The 16,224-nt window shown below is 73.7% G+C and carries 18 protein-coding genes; 5 read left to right on the top strand and 13 right to left on the bottom strand.

Annotated features, from left to right (window positions below; genetic code table 11):
* Nucleotides 1-29: 29 nt before the first annotated feature.
* Entirely contained in the window at nt 30-1,007 is a 978-nt protein-coding gene (locus CHR28_RS01655) for an ABC transporter substrate-binding protein (RefSeq protein WP_094051573.1), read from the bottom strand.
* A gap of 85 nt (nt 1,008-1,092) precedes the next feature.
* Between CHR28_RS01655 and CHR28_RS01650 the strand changes: the two genes are divergently transcribed.
* The gene (locus CHR28_RS01650) at nt 1,093-2,292 is read left to right on the top strand and encodes a hypothetical protein (protein WP_094051572.1); all 1,200 of its coding nucleotides are present in this window, start codon (nt 1,093-1,095) and stop codon (nt 2,290-2,292) included.
* A gap of 121 nt (nt 2,293-2,413) precedes the next feature.
* On the opposite strand, the gene CHR28_RS01645 is transcribed toward CHR28_RS01650, so the two are convergent.
* On the bottom strand, nt 2,414-3,424 hold the full coding sequence (locus tag CHR28_RS01645) for an NADP-dependent oxidoreductase (protein WP_179272278.1): 1,011 nt from the start codon (nt 3,422-3,424) through the stop codon (nt 2,414-2,416).
* 117 nt (nt 3,425-3,541) lie between these two features.
* On the opposite strand from CHR28_RS01645, the gene CHR28_RS01640 reads away from it, so the two are divergent.
* A complete protein-coding gene (locus tag CHR28_RS01640; protein ID WP_094051571.1) occupies nt 3,542-4,099 on the top strand; it encodes a TetR/AcrR family transcriptional regulator in 558 nt (185 codons plus the stop codon).
* A 26-nt stretch (nt 4,100-4,125) separates the two neighbouring features.
* Here the strand turns inward: CHR28_RS01640 and CHR28_RS01635 are convergent, their stop codons facing one another.
* Genes CHR28_RS01635 through paaA form a run of 9 tightly spaced genes read right to left on the bottom strand, consistent with a single transcriptional unit; the run spans nt 4,126 to nt 11,711 of the window.
* A complete protein-coding gene (locus CHR28_RS01635) occupies nt 4,126-5,385 on the bottom strand; it encodes a kynureninase (RefSeq protein WP_094051570.1) in 1,260 nt (419 codons plus the stop codon).
* Complete coding sequence (locus tag CHR28_RS01630; protein ID WP_094051569.1) at nt 5,382-6,230, bottom strand: alpha/beta hydrolase family protein; 849 nt, start codon at nt 6,228-6,230, stop codon at nt 5,382-5,384. Before CHR28_RS01630 ends, CHR28_RS01635 begins: the two co-directional genes overlap by 4 nt.
* Nucleotides 6,220-7,068 carry a tryptophan 2,3-dioxygenase gene (locus tag CHR28_RS01625; protein ID WP_094051568.1) on the bottom strand — a complete coding sequence of 283 codons (849 nt, stop codon included), beginning with the start codon at nt 7,066-7,068 and terminating at the stop codon, nt 6,220-6,222. Before CHR28_RS01625 ends, CHR28_RS01630 begins: the two co-directional genes overlap by 11 nt.
* 25 nt (nt 7,069-7,093) lie before the next feature.
* Nucleotides 7,094-7,870: an SDR family oxidoreductase gene (locus tag CHR28_RS01620; protein ID WP_094051567.1), complete on the bottom strand. Its 777-nt coding sequence runs from the start codon at nt 7,868-7,870 to the stop codon at nt 7,094-7,096.
* Between the two features lie 54 nt (nt 7,871-7,924).
* Nucleotides 7,925-9,055 carry a 2Fe-2S iron-sulfur cluster-binding protein gene (locus CHR28_RS01615; RefSeq protein ID WP_179272277.1) on the bottom strand — a complete coding sequence of 377 codons (1,131 nt, stop codon included), beginning with the start codon at nt 9,053-9,055 and terminating at the stop codon, nt 7,925-7,927.
* A gap of 8 nt (nt 9,056-9,063) precedes the next feature.
* Complete coding sequence (paaD, locus tag CHR28_RS01610) at nt 9,064-9,579, bottom strand: 1,2-phenylacetyl-CoA epoxidase subunit PaaD (protein WP_373453313.1); 516 nt, start codon at nt 9,577-9,579, stop codon at nt 9,064-9,066.
* Nucleotides 9,573-10,364 carry a 1,2-phenylacetyl-CoA epoxidase subunit PaaC gene (gene paaC, locus CHR28_RS01605; RefSeq protein ID WP_094051761.1) on the bottom strand — a complete coding sequence of 264 codons (792 nt, stop codon included), beginning with the start codon at nt 10,362-10,364 and terminating at the stop codon, nt 9,573-9,575. Before paaC ends, paaD begins: the two co-directional genes overlap by 7 nt.
* 10 nt (nt 10,365-10,374) lie before the next feature.
* On the bottom strand, nt 10,375-10,686 hold the full coding sequence (paaB, locus tag CHR28_RS01600) for a 1,2-phenylacetyl-CoA epoxidase subunit PaaB (RefSeq protein WP_085572033.1): 312 nt from the start codon (nt 10,684-10,686) through the stop codon (nt 10,375-10,377).
* Nucleotides 10,683-11,711, bottom strand: coding sequence for a 1,2-phenylacetyl-CoA epoxidase subunit PaaA (gene paaA / locus CHR28_RS01595; RefSeq protein WP_094051565.1), 1,029 nt, complete (start codon nt 11,709-11,711; stop codon nt 10,683-10,685). Before paaA ends, paaB begins: the two co-directional genes overlap by 4 nt.
* Before the next feature lie 325 nt (nt 11,712-12,036).
* On the opposite strand from paaA, the gene CHR28_RS01590 reads away from it, so the two are divergent.
* The 3 genes from CHR28_RS01590 to CHR28_RS01580 all read left to right on the top strand — a co-directional run bounded on the left by CHR28_RS01590 (nt 12,037) and on the right by CHR28_RS01580 (nt 14,631).
* Nucleotides 12,037-12,285, top strand: coding sequence for an acyl carrier protein (locus CHR28_RS01590; protein ID WP_094051564.1), 249 nt, complete (start codon nt 12,037-12,039; stop codon nt 12,283-12,285).
* Complete coding sequence (locus CHR28_RS01585; protein ID WP_094051563.1) at nt 12,285-13,769, top strand: class I adenylate-forming enzyme family protein; 1,485 nt, start codon at nt 12,285-12,287, stop codon at nt 13,767-13,769. The genes CHR28_RS01590 and CHR28_RS01585 overlap by 1 nt, the downstream gene beginning before the upstream one ends.
* Before the next feature lie 265 nt (nt 13,770-14,034).
* On the top strand, nt 14,035-14,631 hold the full coding sequence (locus CHR28_RS01580; RefSeq protein ID WP_256984061.1) for an enterobactin synthetase: 597 nt from the start codon (nt 14,035-14,037) through the stop codon (nt 14,629-14,631).
* 97 nt (nt 14,632-14,728) lie between these two features.
* Here the strand turns inward: CHR28_RS01580 and CHR28_RS01575 are convergent, their stop codons facing one another.
* Both CHR28_RS01575 and ccrA read right to left on the bottom strand, forming a co-directional pair.
* Nucleotides 14,729-14,923: an antitoxin gene (locus CHR28_RS01575; RefSeq protein ID WP_094051562.1), complete on the bottom strand. Its 195-nt coding sequence runs from the start codon at nt 14,921-14,923 to the stop codon at nt 14,729-14,731.
* 66 nt (nt 14,924-14,989) lie between these two features.
* The gene (gene ccrA / locus CHR28_RS01570; RefSeq protein ID WP_094051561.1) at nt 14,990-16,219 is read right to left on the bottom strand and encodes a crotonyl-CoA carboxylase/reductase; all 1,230 of its coding nucleotides are present in this window, start codon (nt 16,217-16,219) and stop codon (nt 14,990-14,992) included.
* Nucleotides 16,220-16,224 lie beyond the last annotated feature (5 nt).

Below are 16,224 nucleotides of genomic sequence, written 5' to 3'. Positions count from 1 at the left end.
GAGGGGCACCGGGCGCACCGTGTGCCGGCTCACCGCAGCGCGGCCGTGGCCTCGTCGAGGACGATGCCCAGCGAACGGGTGCCGCGCCCCTTGGCCCACACCTCTGGGTCGACCTCGTGGACGTCACCGTTCTCGACGGCCGGGATCTTGCTCCAGAGCGGGTTCTCGGCGAGCTTCTCCGACAGCTTGCCGTCCGCGTCGCCGAAGCTCATCGTCTCGACGAACAGCACGTCGACGCCCTGGGCGAGGATCTCCTCGAGGCTGTAACTGCCCTCCACACCACGGGACTTCCACGGGTAGTCGGCGATCTTGGGGAACAGGCTGGCGGCCACGTCTCCTTCCGGGGTCGCGACGCCGAAGTTCTCGTCGCTGCCGTAGATGACGAGCGCGGTCTTGTCACTCGGGGTCTTCTCGGCCGCGGCGAGCTTCGTCCGGAAGGTCCTCTCGGCCTTCTCGCCCTCGGCGGTGCGCCCGGTGAGCGCGGCGACGTCGCGCAGGTATCCCACGCTGTCCTCCCACGTCTCGGGCTGCATGGGCCAGAAGGTGGTGGCGCCCTTGAGGGCCGGGGCGAGCTTGCCGTGGGTGTCGCCCAGGCCGATCACGAGGTCGGGCTTGTGGGAGAGGATCGCCTCCACCTCCGGGGCGATGAAGCCGCCGGGGATGACGTCGACCTCTTTCGACTTCTTCTCCCCCAGGAAGTCCGGGTGGGCGAGCAGCGTGCTGTTGGTGGCCGCCGGCACGATGCCCAGTTCGGTCAGGATGTCGTCGCACAGGGCGAACAGGCAGACGATCCGCTCGGGTTGTTTCTTCAGGGAGACCTTGACGCCGTTGGTGTCGGTCAACTCCTTGGACGCCTTGATGGGTTCGACGGTCACGTCCGTCGTCGCCGCGGGCTTGGCCTGGTCGCCCGCGGGTTCTTCCGCGGACGATCCGCAGCCGGCCAGGAGCGAGCCCACCGCCACTGCGGTGAGCCAGCTGCGAACGCGTCTCGACGGTGAGCCCAGCATCGATGTCCTCGCTTCTTTCAGGTACCGGGAACGCACCGAACATACATGATAATCGTTTTCATTATCTCGGTTTCCGGAGGACCTCATGCCCGCTGCCCCGCCCGTTCTGTTCGTCTCCGACCATGTGGAGGGATCCGTTCTCGCCCTGACCGTGCCGGACGGCGCCGTCGTCGGGCGCCTCACCGGCCGTCACCTCTCCGAGCACGCCGGGTTCCTGGCGCTGCCGGGAGGGCGGGTGGCCTGCGTCGACGACCGCCGAGGGGAACTGCTGGTCCTCGACCCCTACACCGAGGAGTTCGTCGAACGCGCAGTGCCGGTCGCCGTGCCGGCCGAGCACCTGGCCTGCGATCCGTCGGGGCGCCGGCTGGCCGTGACCACGGGCCTGGGCAAGAACGGCGTGCCGTGGTCGGACCTGCTCACGGTCGTGGACCTGGCCACCGGAGAGGCCGCGCGGGTCCGCACGCGCGTCGGCGAACCGGGCGTGACGGTGCTGGGCGGCGGCGACCCGCTGGTCGTGCTGCGGCACCGGGAACCCGGCGCGTTGGCCGTCCACCGCTTCGCCGACCTTCTCTCGGCTCCGCCCGGCTGCCCTCCCGCCACGCCCCGCCAACTCCTGCCATTGCCGGACGACGGACACGGGGACGCCCAGGCACCGGGCGCGGAAGTCGTGTTCGCGGCCACGGGCGAGGGTGTGCACCGGGCGCGCAGGGAGGGCGACGCGCTCGCGGCGGAGGCGGCCATACCCTGGGGCGCGCCCGCCCGGGGCTGGTACCTCCGGCTCGACACGCGCAGGCAGACGCTGTGGAGCACGCTGCGGGGCGGCGACCCGGACCCACTGCGGTGGCCGGAGTGGACCAACCAGGCCTGGCGTCACGACCTGGGGACGGACCGCACCCATCGCACGGAACTCGGTCCCGGACTGGTCTTCCGGCTGGCCTTCGCCCGGCGCCACACGGCCTTCACCCGCATCCACCCCGACGGCGACGAACTCGTCCTCCTCGACGCGGACGACACCGTTCGCCGCGTGCCCCTGCCGGCCATGGACGGCGCTCCCCGCCGCGGCGGCACGCCCTGGGAGGGCGTCCAGCGCCGGGCGGTGGCCGCCTCACCGGGCTCCGACTGGATCGCCGTGACCCGGGGCGGTCACGGCGAGGTGCACCTCGTCGACGCGGAGACGGGACACGAGGCGGCCCGTCTGCGCCTGGACACAGCGCTCCAGCACGGCGGCCACATGACACTGCGCGGCCGGGACGACGGCGCCGAGGGCGATCCCGTGGGGCGCTGACCGGACCGGCGGCGTACTCGGCGACGGGACGTCGACCGCTGTTCCCGCGGTTCGCCTCAGGTGTCGTTTCGCGTTGATCGACAGCGTCGAACCGCCGGCCCCGGGCATCTGCGACGCGTTCTCAGACGGCCGTGAGGACGATCTTGCCCTGGATGTGTCCTCGGGCGGCGCGTTCGTGTGCCGCGCGCGCCTCGGCGAGGGGGAAGGTGCTGTCGATGCCGACGCGCACCGTGCCCGCTTCGAGCAGACGGCCCAGTTCGGCGAGCTGGGCGCCGTTGGAGCGGACCTGGGCGCTCGACACCGTGACGCCCAGCCTCGCGAGTTCCGCGGCGTCGAACTCCCCGGGGAACACGGGGAAGTGGGACCCGCCCCGCTTGAGCGTGCGCAGCAGGGCCTTGCTGCCGGGGCCGCCGACCGTGTCGAGTACGACGTCGACGTCGCGCACGAGTTTCTCGGGGCGGTCCCTGGTGTAGTCGATGAAACGGTCGGCGCCCAGTCCGTCCAGGAAGGACGCGTGCGCCCCGGACGCCACCGCGACGACGCGCGCGCCCTTCCACTTGGCCAGCTGCACCGCGAAGTGCCCCACTCCCCCGGCGGCGCCGTTGACGAGCACCGTCGTGTCCTCGTTCAGCGCCGCGGGGCGGTGCGGCGCCTCCTGGAAGGGTGACGGGTGGTCGTGCCCGACCTCGATCAGGAACTGCCAGGCCGTCAGCCCGGCCATGGGAGCACCGGCGGCGTGCACGTGGTCGACGCCGGCCGGCTTGCGGGCGAGGTCCGACGCGGGCGCCGCCACGTACTCGGCGTAGCCGCGGCCGTCGAAGCTCGGGAACCGCAGCAGTCCGAAGACCTCGTCGCCCACGTCGAGCCCGTCCACGTCCGGGGCGACGGCTTCGACGACACCCGACACGTCGGTTCCCGGGATCACCGGCAGCGTGACGGTCGACTCCGTCTCCCCGGGCATCGTGGTCAGCCCGTCGCGCAGGTACCAGTCCGGGGGATTGACGCCGGCGGCGTGCACCCGTACGAGCACTTCGCCCGGCCCCGGGCTTGGGATCGGCGCCTCTTCGAAGCGCAGGACCTCGGGGCCGCCGTACTCGTGGAGCCGGACCGCCCTCATCGTGTGTGTCGGCATCGTCTTCTCCTGCCCCCCGTCAGGGGATACGCTGAAGCGGATCAGCGATCCGGAAAAACGGACCACTGATCCGAATATATGGACCACTGATCCGGATAGCAAGAGGGACAGGGACGGATGCGGGCCGACGCCAGGAAGAACCGTGAACACCTGCTCGCCGTAGCGGGCGCCGCCATCAGCGAACAGGGCGTCGAGGTGTCCCTGCGCGACATCGCCCGCCGGGCGGACGTCGGCCTGGCCACGCTACTGCGGCACTTCCCGACGCGCGAGGCCCTGCTCGACGCGCTGCTGCGCACCGGCTTCGACGAACTGACCGCCAGGGCAGAGGAGTTGGAGACGTCCGAGGCGCCCGGGGACGCTCTCGTCGCGTGGCTTCGCGACTGCGTCGGGTGGACGACCGAGTACCGGGGGGCGACCGTGCTGATGGCCGCCGCCATCGAGGACACGGAGTCCGCGCTCCACGCCTCGTGCGCCACCCTGCGCGCGGCCGGGGCGCGGCTCCTCAGGCGCGCCCAGGCCGCGGGCGTGGCGCGCGGCGACCTCGACGGTGCCGACCTGTTCGCACTGGTGGCCATGCTGGCCTGGCTCGGCGACCAGCCCTCGCTCACGCCACGCGCCGATCACCTCTTCGACGTGGTCGCCACCGCGCTTCTGACGGACGAGGGCAGCGGCTGAGGGAGACTCGCCCGGCTTCGGCCCGGTCAGGTCACCGGACCCTCCGTGGGCGGTGCGGGATCGTAGGCGGCCTCCCGGGTGAGGTCGTGCAGGCGCGACGCAGCGGTGAGCATGTCCCGGTGGCTGGTGAAGAGGGCGTTGACGCCGAAGCGGAGGAGGTCGGGGGCGCGCATGTCGGCGATGACGCCGCGCTCCGCGAGGGCGACGGCCAGACCGCGCGCGTGGGCGTGGCGCAGGGTGACCTGACTGCCGCGGCGGCCGGGGTCGGCCGGGGTGACACTGCTGAAGCCCAGCGGGGCCAGGAGCTCGTCCGCGCAGCGCAGGAAGAAGCCCGTCAACGACAGGCTCTTGGCGCGGACCTGGGCCAGGTCGACCCCGTCGAAGGCGGTGAGGGCCGCTTCGAGGGCGAGCAGGGACAGGATCGGCGGGGTGCCGATGCGGGCGCGGGCGATGCCGGGGGCCGGCGTATAGGTCCGGGACAGGCCGAACGGATCCGCGTGGCCGGTCCAGCCGGGCAACGGCGTCTCCAGCGCGGCGTGGTGGCGCCGGGCCACGTAGAGGAAGGCGGGGGCGCCGGGGCCGCCGGAGAGGAACTTGTAGCCGCACCCCACCGCCAGGTCCACACCGAGGGCGTCGACGTCCAGGGGCAGGGCGCCGGCGGCGTGGCACAGGTCCCACAGGGCGAGAGCCCCGGCGTCGTGGGCGGCCCGGGTCGTCGCCCGCATGTCGTACAGCTCGCCGGTGCGGAAGTCGACGGGCGAGTAGCTGACGACGGCGACCCGCTCGCCCTCGGCGGCGAGGAAGCGCGGGAGCTCCGCCGGGGGGACGTGCCGTACCTCCAGGTCGCGGCGGCGGGCGACGGCCTCGGCGAGGTAGCGGTCGGTCGGGAAGTGCCCGGGGTCGGTGACCAGCAGCGGGCGGTCCGGCCGGAGGGCGGCTGCGGCGTCGAGCGCGGTGAACAACTGCACGCTGGTGGAGTCGCCCGCGAGGGTCTGCCCCGGCTCGGCCCCGATGAGCCTGCCGATGGCGTCGCCCACGCGCAGCGGTGCCTCCCACCAGCCGGCCGCGTTCCAGGAGCCGATGAGTCCGGTGGCCCACTGGCGCCGGACGACGTCGTCCAGGGCCGCCGGCACGGCGGCGGGCAGCGGGCCCAGGGAGTTGCCGTCGAGGTACACGACGTCCGGCGGGAGCAGGAAGCGTGCGCGCAGGCCGGCCAGGGCGTCGTCGCTGTCGAGCTGTGCCGCCCGCTCGTGCAGGGCGGCGGTCGCGGAGAGTGCGGTGGTCATCGGTGTGCGGCCTCCTCGCCCGCGCGGCCGGCCTGCGCCGGGGTGAAGGCGGCCGCCATGTCCCGGAGGGTGTCGGCGACCGCGCGGGCGCCGGGGGCTCCGGGTTCGATGAGGGTGTAGTGGCCGGTGCCGGGCAGGACGACCGTCCTGAGGTCCCGGTGCACGGCCGCGTAGTCGCTGAACTGGGTGAGCGGGACCTCCTCGTCGGCGGCCCCGTGCAGCAGCACGGTGGGGACGCCGGTGGTGCCGGCGTCGCGCAGCAGGGTGAGGGGGTCGACCTCCGCCAGGTGTGCGGCGAACCGCTCCTCACCGCCCAGGAGTTGCAGGGCGGCGTCGTTGCTGAGCCGGTCGCGGCGGGTCGCGGTGAGGTCGGTGATCGGAGCGAGGGCGAGCACGCTCGTCGGCAGGGTGCGGGTGTGCCAGCGGGAGCCGGGCGGCAGCAGGCCCCGGGCGGCGCACCACAGGGCCAGGTGCCCGCCGGAGCAGTGGCCCGCCAGGACGTAGGGCCGCCCCTCGGGCAGGGTGTCGACGATCCGGGCGATGTCGTCGAAGGTCTCGGGATAGCCGCCCGCGCCGCCGGACCGGCGGAAGCCGGGGAGCAGCACGTGGAACCCCTGCGTGGAGAGCCAGGCCGCGAACGGGGTCAGATGCATCCGGTCGTAGCGCCAGTAGCCGCCGTGCAGCAGGATCACCAGCGGGGCACCGGGGTCCTCGGACGGCCAGGCGTCGTAGGACTGGTGGGGGTGGTCCCCGTAGCGGCCGTGCACCGGGGCCAGGACCGGCTTCAGGCTCAGGACCCGCTGCTCCTCCTCGGCCGCGAAGGCGGAGATCGTCCTAGACGTCACCGCGCACCTCCCACAGCTCGGGGAAGACCGGCCGGGCCGCGCGCTGTTCCAGCCAGGCCAGCCCGGCGGATCCGGCGCTGCCCGGCTTGGCTCCCATGGCACGGCGGACCACCAGGACGTGCTCGAACCGCCAGCGGGTGACGAGCTCGGCGATGTCGGTGAGCAGTTCGCCCAGGGCGAGGTGCGGATGGTGCTGGGGTCCGGCGTAGACGTGCCGCCAGGTCTCCACCACGCCGGGGTCGCTGTCGTAGGGGCTGGTCACGTCCCGTTCGCGGACGTGGCGCGGGACGGGCAGGCCCTGGCGGTGGAGGTGGGCCAGCACCTCGTCGTACAGGGACGGTTCGCGGTAGGTCTCGGCGAGCGCCTCGTGGACGGCCGGGTCGCCGCGGTGGGCGCGCAGCAGCCCGGCGGACTTGTCGCCGAGGAGGAATTCCATGTGCCGGTACATCGCCGACTGGAAGCCCGAGGCCCGGCCGAACGCGGCCCGGAAGCCGTTGAACTGGGCCGGGGTCAGGGCCGCGATGGGCGCCCAGGCGCCGCCCAGGGCGGTCAGCGCGCGGCGGCTGCGTACGAGCGCGTCCATGGCCGCGGGCAGGTCGTCCTTGGCGAAGGCCACCTTGGCCGTGCGCCACTCGTGCACGATCAGGGTGAACCACAGCTCCATCACCTGGGTGGTGACGAGGAACCCCATCTCGTCGGGGGCCTCGGTGAGCGGGTGCTGCAGCGTGTTGAGGACGGACGCGTGCACATAAGTGTCGTAGGGACTGGCCCCCTCGAAGGGGCGGGTCAGGGCGTCGTTTGCCGCCGGCCCGTCGAGCGTGGTCGTGCGGTCGTTCATCACTTCTCCTAGGGGTGCGTACGGGTCACACACCGAGGTGGGCGCCACCGGAGGCGTCGATCCACTGGCCGGTCACCCAGCGGGCGTCGTCGCTCGCGACGAAGGAGACGACGTCCGCGATGTCCACCGGGTCGCCGAGCCGGCCGAACGTCGAGGCCTCGGAGTAGCGGCGGCGGATCTCCGGGACGGCGAGGGTGGGGTTGATCTCCGTCTCGGTGTAACCGGGTGCGACGGCGTTGACGGTGATGCCCCGGGGGCCCAGTTCCTGGGCCAAGGAGAGGGTGAGGTAGTCCAGGGCGGCCTTGGTCATGGTGTAGGAGACGATCGCCGGGAAGGCGACGCGGGTCGCGACGGAGGAGATGTTGACGATCCTGCCGCCGTCCCGCAGGCGGTCGAGGCCGCGCTGGATGATGAAGAAAGGCGCCTTGGTGTTGATGGCGAAGACGCGGTCGTAGTCGGCCTCGGTCACCTGGGCGATCGGGCGGGGGACGGTGATGCCCGCGTTGTTGACGAGGATGTCCAGGCCCGCCGGTGCGTCCTGCTGCGCGAGGGCCTCGTCGAAGGCGGACCACAGGGTGTCGGCGTCGCCGGTGACGCCGAGTTCGGCGTGTACGGGGAAGGCGCGGCCGCCCTCGGCCTGGATCTCCTTGACGGTCCGCTCGGCCGCCGTCAGGTCGTGGCCGTAGTGGACGGCCACGAGGGCGCCCTCGCGGGCGAGGCGGTGGCTGATGGCTCTGCCGATGCCCCGGCTGCCTCCGGTGACCAGGGCGGTCTTCCCCGCGTGGCGGGCGGTGGCGGTCATCGTGGGTCTCCTTCACTGAGGGGTGGGTTGGCGTGCGGATCCCGGGGGGGCGGGTCAGGCGTCGAAGTCGAGGGTGACCTCGGGGGTGCGGGGCCGGGCGCGGCAGACGAGTGTGTAGCCGGCGGCGCGGTCGCGTTCGTCCAGGGCGTGCTGGCCGTCCGCCGCCACCTGACCGGACAGGATCTTCGCGCGGCAGCTGCCGCACACGCCCTCCCGGCAGGCGTACGGCACGTCGGGGTGGCTGCGCAGCAGTGCGTCGAGCAGGACCGGGTCGTGCGGCAGGACGGTGGCGGCCCGGCGGCGCCCGTCGAGCAGGGCCGTGACCCGGTACTCCCCCGCCCCCGGTGCCCGGCCGGCCGGCTCGGGCGTCCGTGGCCGCGTGCCGTCGGCGGTGAACAACTCCCAGCGGACGAGGGAGGGATCCGCTCCCAGACCGGCCAGGACGTGCCGCGCGGTCGCGACGAGGCCGGGCGGTCCGCACAGGGCGAACGTGGTGTCCGGGCCCGGCCGGGCGTCCACGGCCGTGAGCACCCGGCGCAGCCCGGACGCGTCCAGCCGCCGTGCGAGCGGACCGTTCCCGCTCCCCCGGTCCTCCCGGGTCAGCACGTACAGGACGGTGAGACGGTCGACGAACTCGTCCTTGACGGCCGCCAGTTCATCGGCCAGCACGGCGTCGGCGGAGGTGCGGACCGAGTGGACGAGGCTGACGCGGCAGGCGGGGTCGCGGCGCAGCACGTGGGCGGCCATCGGTGCCAGGGGGGTGATGCCGGTGCCGCCCGCGAGCAGGACGTGGTGGGCGCCCGGCAGCTGCGGCAGCGCGAAGGTGCCGGTGGGCGGGGAGAGTTCGAGGCGGGCACCTGGCGCGAGGCGGGTGGTGGCGTGTTCGCCGAAGCCGCCGGGGCCGGACCGTTTGATCACCAGTCGGAGCGCCGCGGGGGTGTGCGGCGGCGGGCAGATCGAGTAGCTGCGGCGCAGTTCGGTGCCGGCCGGGCGGTGCCGGACGACGACGTGCTGGCCGGGCTCGTGGGCGAAGGCGTCGCGCAGCTCGGTGGGCACGTGCAGGGTGACGGCGACCGTGTCGGCGCTCAGGTGACGGACCTCGGTGACGTCGAGCGGGTGCCAGCCGGTGCGGCGGGGCGGGCCGGCCGGTGCCTCGTCGAGGAGGGCGGGCGGGGTGGTGTCCACGGTGTGCCTCACAGCGCGGTCAGGTGGGGGAAGGGCTCGCGGCACGCCGTGCACCACAGCACCGACTGGCAGCGGGACGGTCCGAAGGCGCTGTGCGGCCGGGTGGCCCGTGAGCCGCAGTGCGGGCAGGGCACGGCGCCCAGTGCGACGGGGACCGGGCTTTCGGGGGCCGGGGTCACGGGTGGGGCGATGCCGTGCGCGGCGAGTGCGCGGCGCCCTTCGGCGGTGATGCGGTCCGTCGTCCAGGGGGGCGTGAGGACGTGCCGGACGCGTCCGTCGGGGTGTCCGCAGGCGGTCAGGACCTCCCGCACCGCGGCGGTGATCTCGGGCAGCGCGGGGCAGCCCAGGTAGGTGGGCGTGATCTCCACCTCCAGGACGCCGTCCGCGGCGGGGGCGACGGAGCCCACCACGCCGAGGTCGCCGAGGCCGATCATCGGCAGTTCGGGGTCCGGGAGCGCGGCCACCCGCTCGCGCACCTCCTCGGCGGAGCGGCGGGCCGTGGCCGGTACGGGCCCGGTCACCAGGTGCCTCCGGGGAACTGCCGCCGCACGGACTGCAGTTCGGCGATGAGCGGCCCGAACTCCTCGGTGTGCAGGCCCGAGCGGCCGCCGGTGGCCGACCAGGTGGGAGCGGGCACGGCGAGTCCCGCCTCGGTGACGACCTCGGTGACCCGCCCGAGCCAGGTGTCGCGCAGCGGCGCCGGTGAGGGCACGGCGCCGGACGCGGCCAGGCGGCGCAGCACGTCGTCCTCCTCGAAGAGTTCGCCGGTGTAGGGCCAGACCCGCTCCAGGGCGTGCCGCATGCGGCGCGCGCTCTCGGCGGTGCCGCGGCCCAGCGTCACCGTCCAGCGGTCGGCGTGCAGCCGGTGGAAGGCGACCTCCTTGGCGGCCCGGACGCCGAACGCCGCGAGTTCGGGGTCGGCGCAGTGCGCGAGGGTCTCGTAGTAGAGGACGGCGTAGTGGGTGTAGGCGAGTTGCCGGGCCACCGTCACGGCGAAGTCCCCGTTGGGGAGTTCGGTCAGCAGGGCGTTGGTGAACTCGCGCTCCGAACGCGCGTAGGCGAAGTCGTCCTCGGTGCGGCCGGTTCCGTCGAGGCGGCCGGCGCGCGTGAGCAGCACGCGGGCGTGCCCGATCAGGTCGAGGGCGACGTTGGACAGGGCCAGGTCCTCGTCGATGGTCGGCGCGCGGGTGATCCACTGGCACAGCCGCTGCCCGAGGACGAGGGCGTCGTCGCCGAGGCGCGTCAGGTGCCGGGCCAGGTCGGGATCGGCGGCGGACGGCGGTTCGCCCGGCGGGGTGCCGGGACGCACCGCGGCGACCTCACTCGTGGTGCTCACCTTCGGGGCCTTTCTCGGTCAGCGGCGCGTAGTGCTCCGGGTAGCGGTACGGCTTGTGGCGGGCGCCGGCGAAGTACGGGTCGCGTTCGTCCGGGGAGGCCGTGTGCACGGCGTCGGAGCGGACCACCCACAGCGACAGGGGTTCGCCCCGGCGCGTGTACAGGTCGCGGGCGGCGGCCAGTGCGGCGTCCGGGCCGGCGGCGCGCACCGAACCGACGTGCTGGTGGGCCAGGCCCCTGCGAGCCCGCAGGAACACCTCCCAGGACGCCGGCGCGCCCTCCCGTGCCGCGCTCACGCGTCTGCTCCGCGCGGCTCGTCCGTCCTCGCGGCGTACGCGACGGCGGCCTCCCTGACCCAGGCGCCGTCCTCGTGCGCGGCCCGACGGTTCGCGAGGCGCTGTCGCGCCCAGTGGGTCTCGTCGCCCAGGGCCCGGCGGTAGGTGTCCCAGTCGACGGGTGTGAAGTCGTAGTGGCCGCGTTCCTCGTTCCAGCGGATCGCCGGGTCGGGCAGCGTCAGGCCGAGGCGCTCGGCCTGCGGGACGCAGGTGTCGACGAAACGCTGGCGCAGTTCGTCGTTGGTGTGGCGCTTGATGCCCCAGGCCATCGCGCGGCGGGACACGGCGGCTCCCAGCGCGGCGGTCCGCGCGTCGGCGCCGCCCGCCTCGGTGTCGGGCGGTCCGAACATCAGCGCCACCGCCGGCAGCCACCAGCGGTCCACCGCGTCCTGCGCCATCTCCTTCTGCTCCGGCGTCCCCTCGCACAGGGCGCGCATCAGGTCGTAGCCCTGCCGCACATGGAAGGCCTCCTCCTGGCAGACGCGGCGCATCGCCCGCGCGTAGGGCCCGTAGGAGGTGCGGCACAGGGGGGCCTGGTTGATGACGGCGGCGCCGTCCGTCAGCCAGGCGATGGCACCGGTGTCCGCCCAGGTCAGCGCGGGATGGTTGAAGGTGGCCGAGGCGCGCTGGCGGCCCTGGTGCAGGGCGTCCAGCAGGTCGGCGCGGTCCACGCCGAGTGTCTCGGCCGCGGAGTACAGGTACAGACCGTGGCCGGCCTCGTCCTGCACCTTGGCGAGCAGGACCGACTTGCGGTGCAGGGACGGGGCGCGGGTGAGCCAGGCGCCCTCGGGCTGCATGCCGATGATCTCGGAGTGGGCGTGCTGGGCGATCTGACGGACCAGCATGCGGCGGTAGCCGTCGGGCATCCAGTCGCGCGGTTCGATCGTCTCGCCGCCGGCGATGAGCGCGTCGAAACGTGCGAGCAGCTCGTCCTCGTCCGCGGCGGTTTCGGCGTCCGCGGTGGCGGTGGTGGTCGACGTGGTCACCGGGCACCCCCCCGGGCCTTGGCCGGCCGTCGTGGCGGTGCCGTGCTGCGGGCACCGTCCCGCCGCCCGGACCCGTACCGGCTGCCTGGGCACGCACATCACTCCCTCGGTTCGAGAACCGCCCGCGCGGGGCGCCGGGCGGAGCGGGTTGCTTCGTTGCGGTAAGAGGCCGGGGCCGCGGCCCGGCTATCCCCGCCGGGCGAGGTTCGGGCGCGTGACAAAGCTCACGGGACGGCCCGGGGAGTGCCGCCGGATTCAGCCGCCTCTTGAGGAGGTGACAGTCGTAGACCGCGGCGGCCGGCACGCCGAGGCGAAAGGGGAAACCATGAGCACCATCAGGGAGTTGCTGGTCGAACTCACCGGCACGGCCGAGTACGCCGACCGGATCGGCGACGACGCCGACCTGGCCGCCAGCGGCATCGACTCCGGGGACCTGGTGCGTCTCGTCCTCCTGGTCGAGCAGCGGCTCGGTGTCGAGATCACCGCCGAGGACATGGAGGAGCTGCGCACGATCGGCGACTACGAGCGTTTCGTGGCCGAGCGCGCGGGCGCCGGCGCGAGCGGCGGTGCGTGATGTGGCTGACGCAGCTGCTGGAGCGCAACCGCCAGTGCCATCCCGGCCGGACCGCGCTGGTGGACGAGGAGCGCAGCGTCACCTGGGCCGAACTGCACGACCGTACGCTGCAACTGGCCCACGGGCTGGCTGAATTGGGCATCGAGCGGGGTGACCGGGTGGCCGTGCTGTCCAAGGACCGGATCGAGGTCCTGGAGAGCTACTTCGCGCTGGCCCGGCTCGGTGCCCTGTTCGTGCCGCTGAACCACAGCCTGGCCGAGCCCGAGGTCGCCGGGATCGTCGAGCGCGTCGGCGCGGTGGCCGTCCTCGGCGAGTCCGAACTGCTGGACCGGCACACCGGCCTGCCGGCCTCGGTGCGCCTCCGGCTGGCCTTCGACAAGCCCGCCTTCGCGGCGCTGGGCACCCTGGCGGCCGAACGGGAGCTGCCGGACGTCGCCGACACGGACCCCATCGCCGTGCTGCACACCTCGGCGACCACCGGGCAGGCCAAGGGCGTGACGGTCGACAGCGCGTCGTTCCGCGCGATCGCCCTCGGCTGGCTGGTGATGGCCCGCCCCACCGACGACATCGTCATGGTCAACTGCTGCCCGCTGTACCACGGCAGCATGGTCGTGTCCCTGACCTACCTGGCGGCCGGCGCGACGGTCGTGCTGATGCCCGGGTTCACCCCGCAGCGGGCGCTGTCGGCGGTGGAGCGGCACCGCGCCACGCACATGTGGCTGGTGCCGCAGATGCTGCGCTTCATGCTCCAGGCGAAGGCGTCCCGGCACACCGATCTGTCCACCCTGCGGGAGGTCCTGTACGGGGCCGCTCCCATGCCGCTCGACGTCTACGCCGACGCGGTCGAACGGCTCGGGTGCGGCTTCCGGCAGGTGTACGGCATGACCGAGGTGGGCGGCCCGTTCGTCACGCTCGGTCCGGACGAGCACCCCGCGCCCGGGGACGTCACCGCCCGCATCCCGTGCGGGCGGGTCGTGCCGGGCATGTCCGCCCGTGCCGTGGACGGGGCCGGGCGGGAGCTGCCGCCGGGCGAGATCGGCGAGATCGTGGTGCGCGGGCCGGGCGTGATGCAGGGCTACTGGAACGACCCGGAGGCCACCCGCGAGATCACCCGCGACGGCTGGATCAGGACGGGCGACCTCGGCTTCATGGACGACGAGGGCCGCATCAGCCTGGTGGACCGCACCAAGGACGTGATCATCCGCGCGGGCCAGAACGTCTACCCCTCGGAGATCGAGCGCGCCCTCATGACCCACCCGGCGGTCCGGGACGCGGCGGTCGTCGGCATGCCCGACGAGGACTACGGCGAGGTGCCGCTGGCCTACGTCGCCCTGGAGGAGGGTGCGCAGCCGGGTACCGCGGAGCTGCTCGCCCATGTCGCGGGGCTGCTCGCGCCGTACAAGCGGCCGCGCCGGGTGGAGTTCATCGAGCAGGTGCCGCGCAATCCCGCCGGGAAGATCATCAAGAAGCTGCTGCGGGCGTGAGCGCGTGCGACGGCGGACGGTGAGGACCGAGCGCCCCACGCATCCCGGGCCGGCCACGACGACTGCGTCGTGGCCGGCCCGGGCCTGTGAAGGGCCCGCGTCAGTGGCCCGGGAGGCCAAGGAGCCCAGGGTCCACGACCGGGAGGCTGTGGAGACCGGGGTCCACGACCGGGAGCCCGCGTGGACGGGACAGGGCGACGTGGAGCTCGCGGGGCAGGACCGTCACCGCGGAGAGCCACGGTTCATGGCGGGGAGTGACACGGCCGTGCTGCGTTCACTCGTGGCCGCCGCCGGGCTCGGGCTCGGTGTCGCGGCCGTCTCGGAACCGTGTGCGGAGCCGGCCGGGCCCGGCGAGGCCGCCGCCGCGGCGTCGATGCCGTCGTGGCGGCGGCTGGAGTTCCTGGCCGGCCGGCGGGCCGCCCGCCGGGCCCTGCGCGCGGTGGGGCTGGACTGCGGTGACATCCCCCGGGTGGGGCGCCTGCCGGTGTTCCCGCCGGGCAGCGCCGCGTCGATCTCGCACAGCGCGGGGATCGCCGTCGCCGTGGCCCGCGCCCCCGGCCGGGACCAGCCGCTCGGCTGCGACCTGGAGCTGCGGCCCCTCCCCCGCGAAGCGGCCCGGCTGGTCCTGCGCGCGGACGAGGAGGGGCTGCTCGCGGCCTGGTCGGTGACGGAGCTGTTCTCCGCCAAGGAGGCGGCGTGGAAGGCCCTGCCCGGCGCGCAGGGAAGTCTGCGGGAGCTGGGGGCTGCGCCCTGCGGGGGCGGTCTGCGCATTCATCTGCGCGCCGATCCCGCTCAGGCGGTGGCCGTGCGGGTCGTGCGCGTCGGCACCGGCGTCTTCAGCCACGTCGTCGGCCGGGCCTGAGCAGGCGGACGGGCCTGAGCGGGCGGACGGGCCTGACCAGGGATACGGGTCCGCCCCCGGTGCGTGCGCCGCACCGGGGGCGGGAGGAGGGCTCGGGTCAGTGCCCCTGCGTGCCGCCGTCCCGGTAGGAACGCCGCACCGCGTCGGCCGCCTTGTCGGTCTTGGCGTCGTACTTGTTGCCCGTGCGCTCGTCGACCATGCGCTCGGCGCCCGAGACGCCCTTGTCGGCCTGGTCGGGGTGGCCCTTGGCCATCTGCTTGGCCTTGTTCATCATGTCGCCCAGCTTGCCCATGGGGTACCTCCGGGAGGTGCGCGTGCGTCGTACCCCGCCGCAGGTACCCCTCAGGGCGCAGGCGAATCAGCCCCGGTCGCCCACCCGTGCGGCCATGTTCCCCGCCGGGTGCCTATTGTCATGGATGAGCTGGTGAGCCAGGCCGATCTCATCGAAATCGAAGGTCTTGGACAGGCACGGATCGATGATTCCCTGGTCGATCAGTCGCGTCACCTCCCGTGCCTCGCGGGCCGTGGCGACGTGGGAGCCCTGCAGGCGCTTCTGCCGCATCCACAGGAAGCGCAGGTCGACGTCGCCGTTGTAGCCGGTGGTGCCGCCGCACAGGACGACCATGCCGCCGTTGTCGCACAGGTACAGGGACGTGGGGATGGTGTCGGCGCCGGAGTGCTCCAGCACGATGCGCGGGCTGCGGCGCTCGCCCAGCACCTCCCAGAAGGCCCGCCCGAAGGCCCGGGCCCCGGACAGCCAGCGGCCCATCGCGGCCTCGTCGGAGGTGTCCGGCAGCCGCCCCCAGTGGTCGAACCGCCGCCGGTCGATGTAGCCCTCGGCGCCCAGCTTGAGGCAGAACTCGCCGCGTTCCTCGCTGGAGACGACCGCGACGGGGATGCCGCCGACGTGCCGGACCAGCTGGATGGCGATGCAGCCGAGGCCGCCGGCACCGCCCCAGACGAGCACCGGGTCACCGGGGCGCACCGTGTGCGGTGGCCAGCCGAAGAGCTGGCGGTAGGCGGTGGCGGCGGTCGCCATGTAGCAGGCGGCCTCCGCCCAGGAGAGCCGGGCGGGCTTGGGGTGGAGCATGTAGTCGTCGACGACCGCGAACTGGGCGAAGGAGCCGTAGTTCTCCTCGTAGCCCCACACGCGCTGGCTGGTGGACCACGTGGGGTCGCCGCCGAGGCGGATGTCCTCGGCCTTCTCGTCCCAGCGGTTGGCGAGGACGACGACCTCGTCGCCGAGCTTCACCCCGCGTACGTCCTCGCCGACCGCCCACACGATCCCGGACAGGTCGGAGCCGCCGATGTGGAAGTCCTCGCCGGCGCCCGCCTTCTGCCGGGCGGCGATCACGTCGAGCGGCTCACCGAGCGCCGCCCAGACGTTGTTGTAGTTGATCCCGGCCGCCATCACCTTCACCAGGACCTGGCCGCGCCCCACGGGCGGGACGTCGACCACCTCGGTGCGGAAGGCGTCGACGGGCTGTCCGTAGCGCTCACGGCGGATGAGCGAGGCGTACATCTTCTTCGGGGCGGTGCCGATCTCGGGCGCGTCACCGAGTTCGTAGAGGTCCTGGGTCACACTCACGCTGG

This window comes from Streptomyces sp. XY006, assembly GCF_002237655.1.
Classification (GTDB): Bacteria; Actinomycetota; Actinomycetes; order Streptomycetales; family Streptomycetaceae; genus Streptomyces; species Streptomyces levis.
Note: the sequence above shows the minus strand (reverse complement) of the source record. Positions and strands in the feature narration are given on the sequence as shown.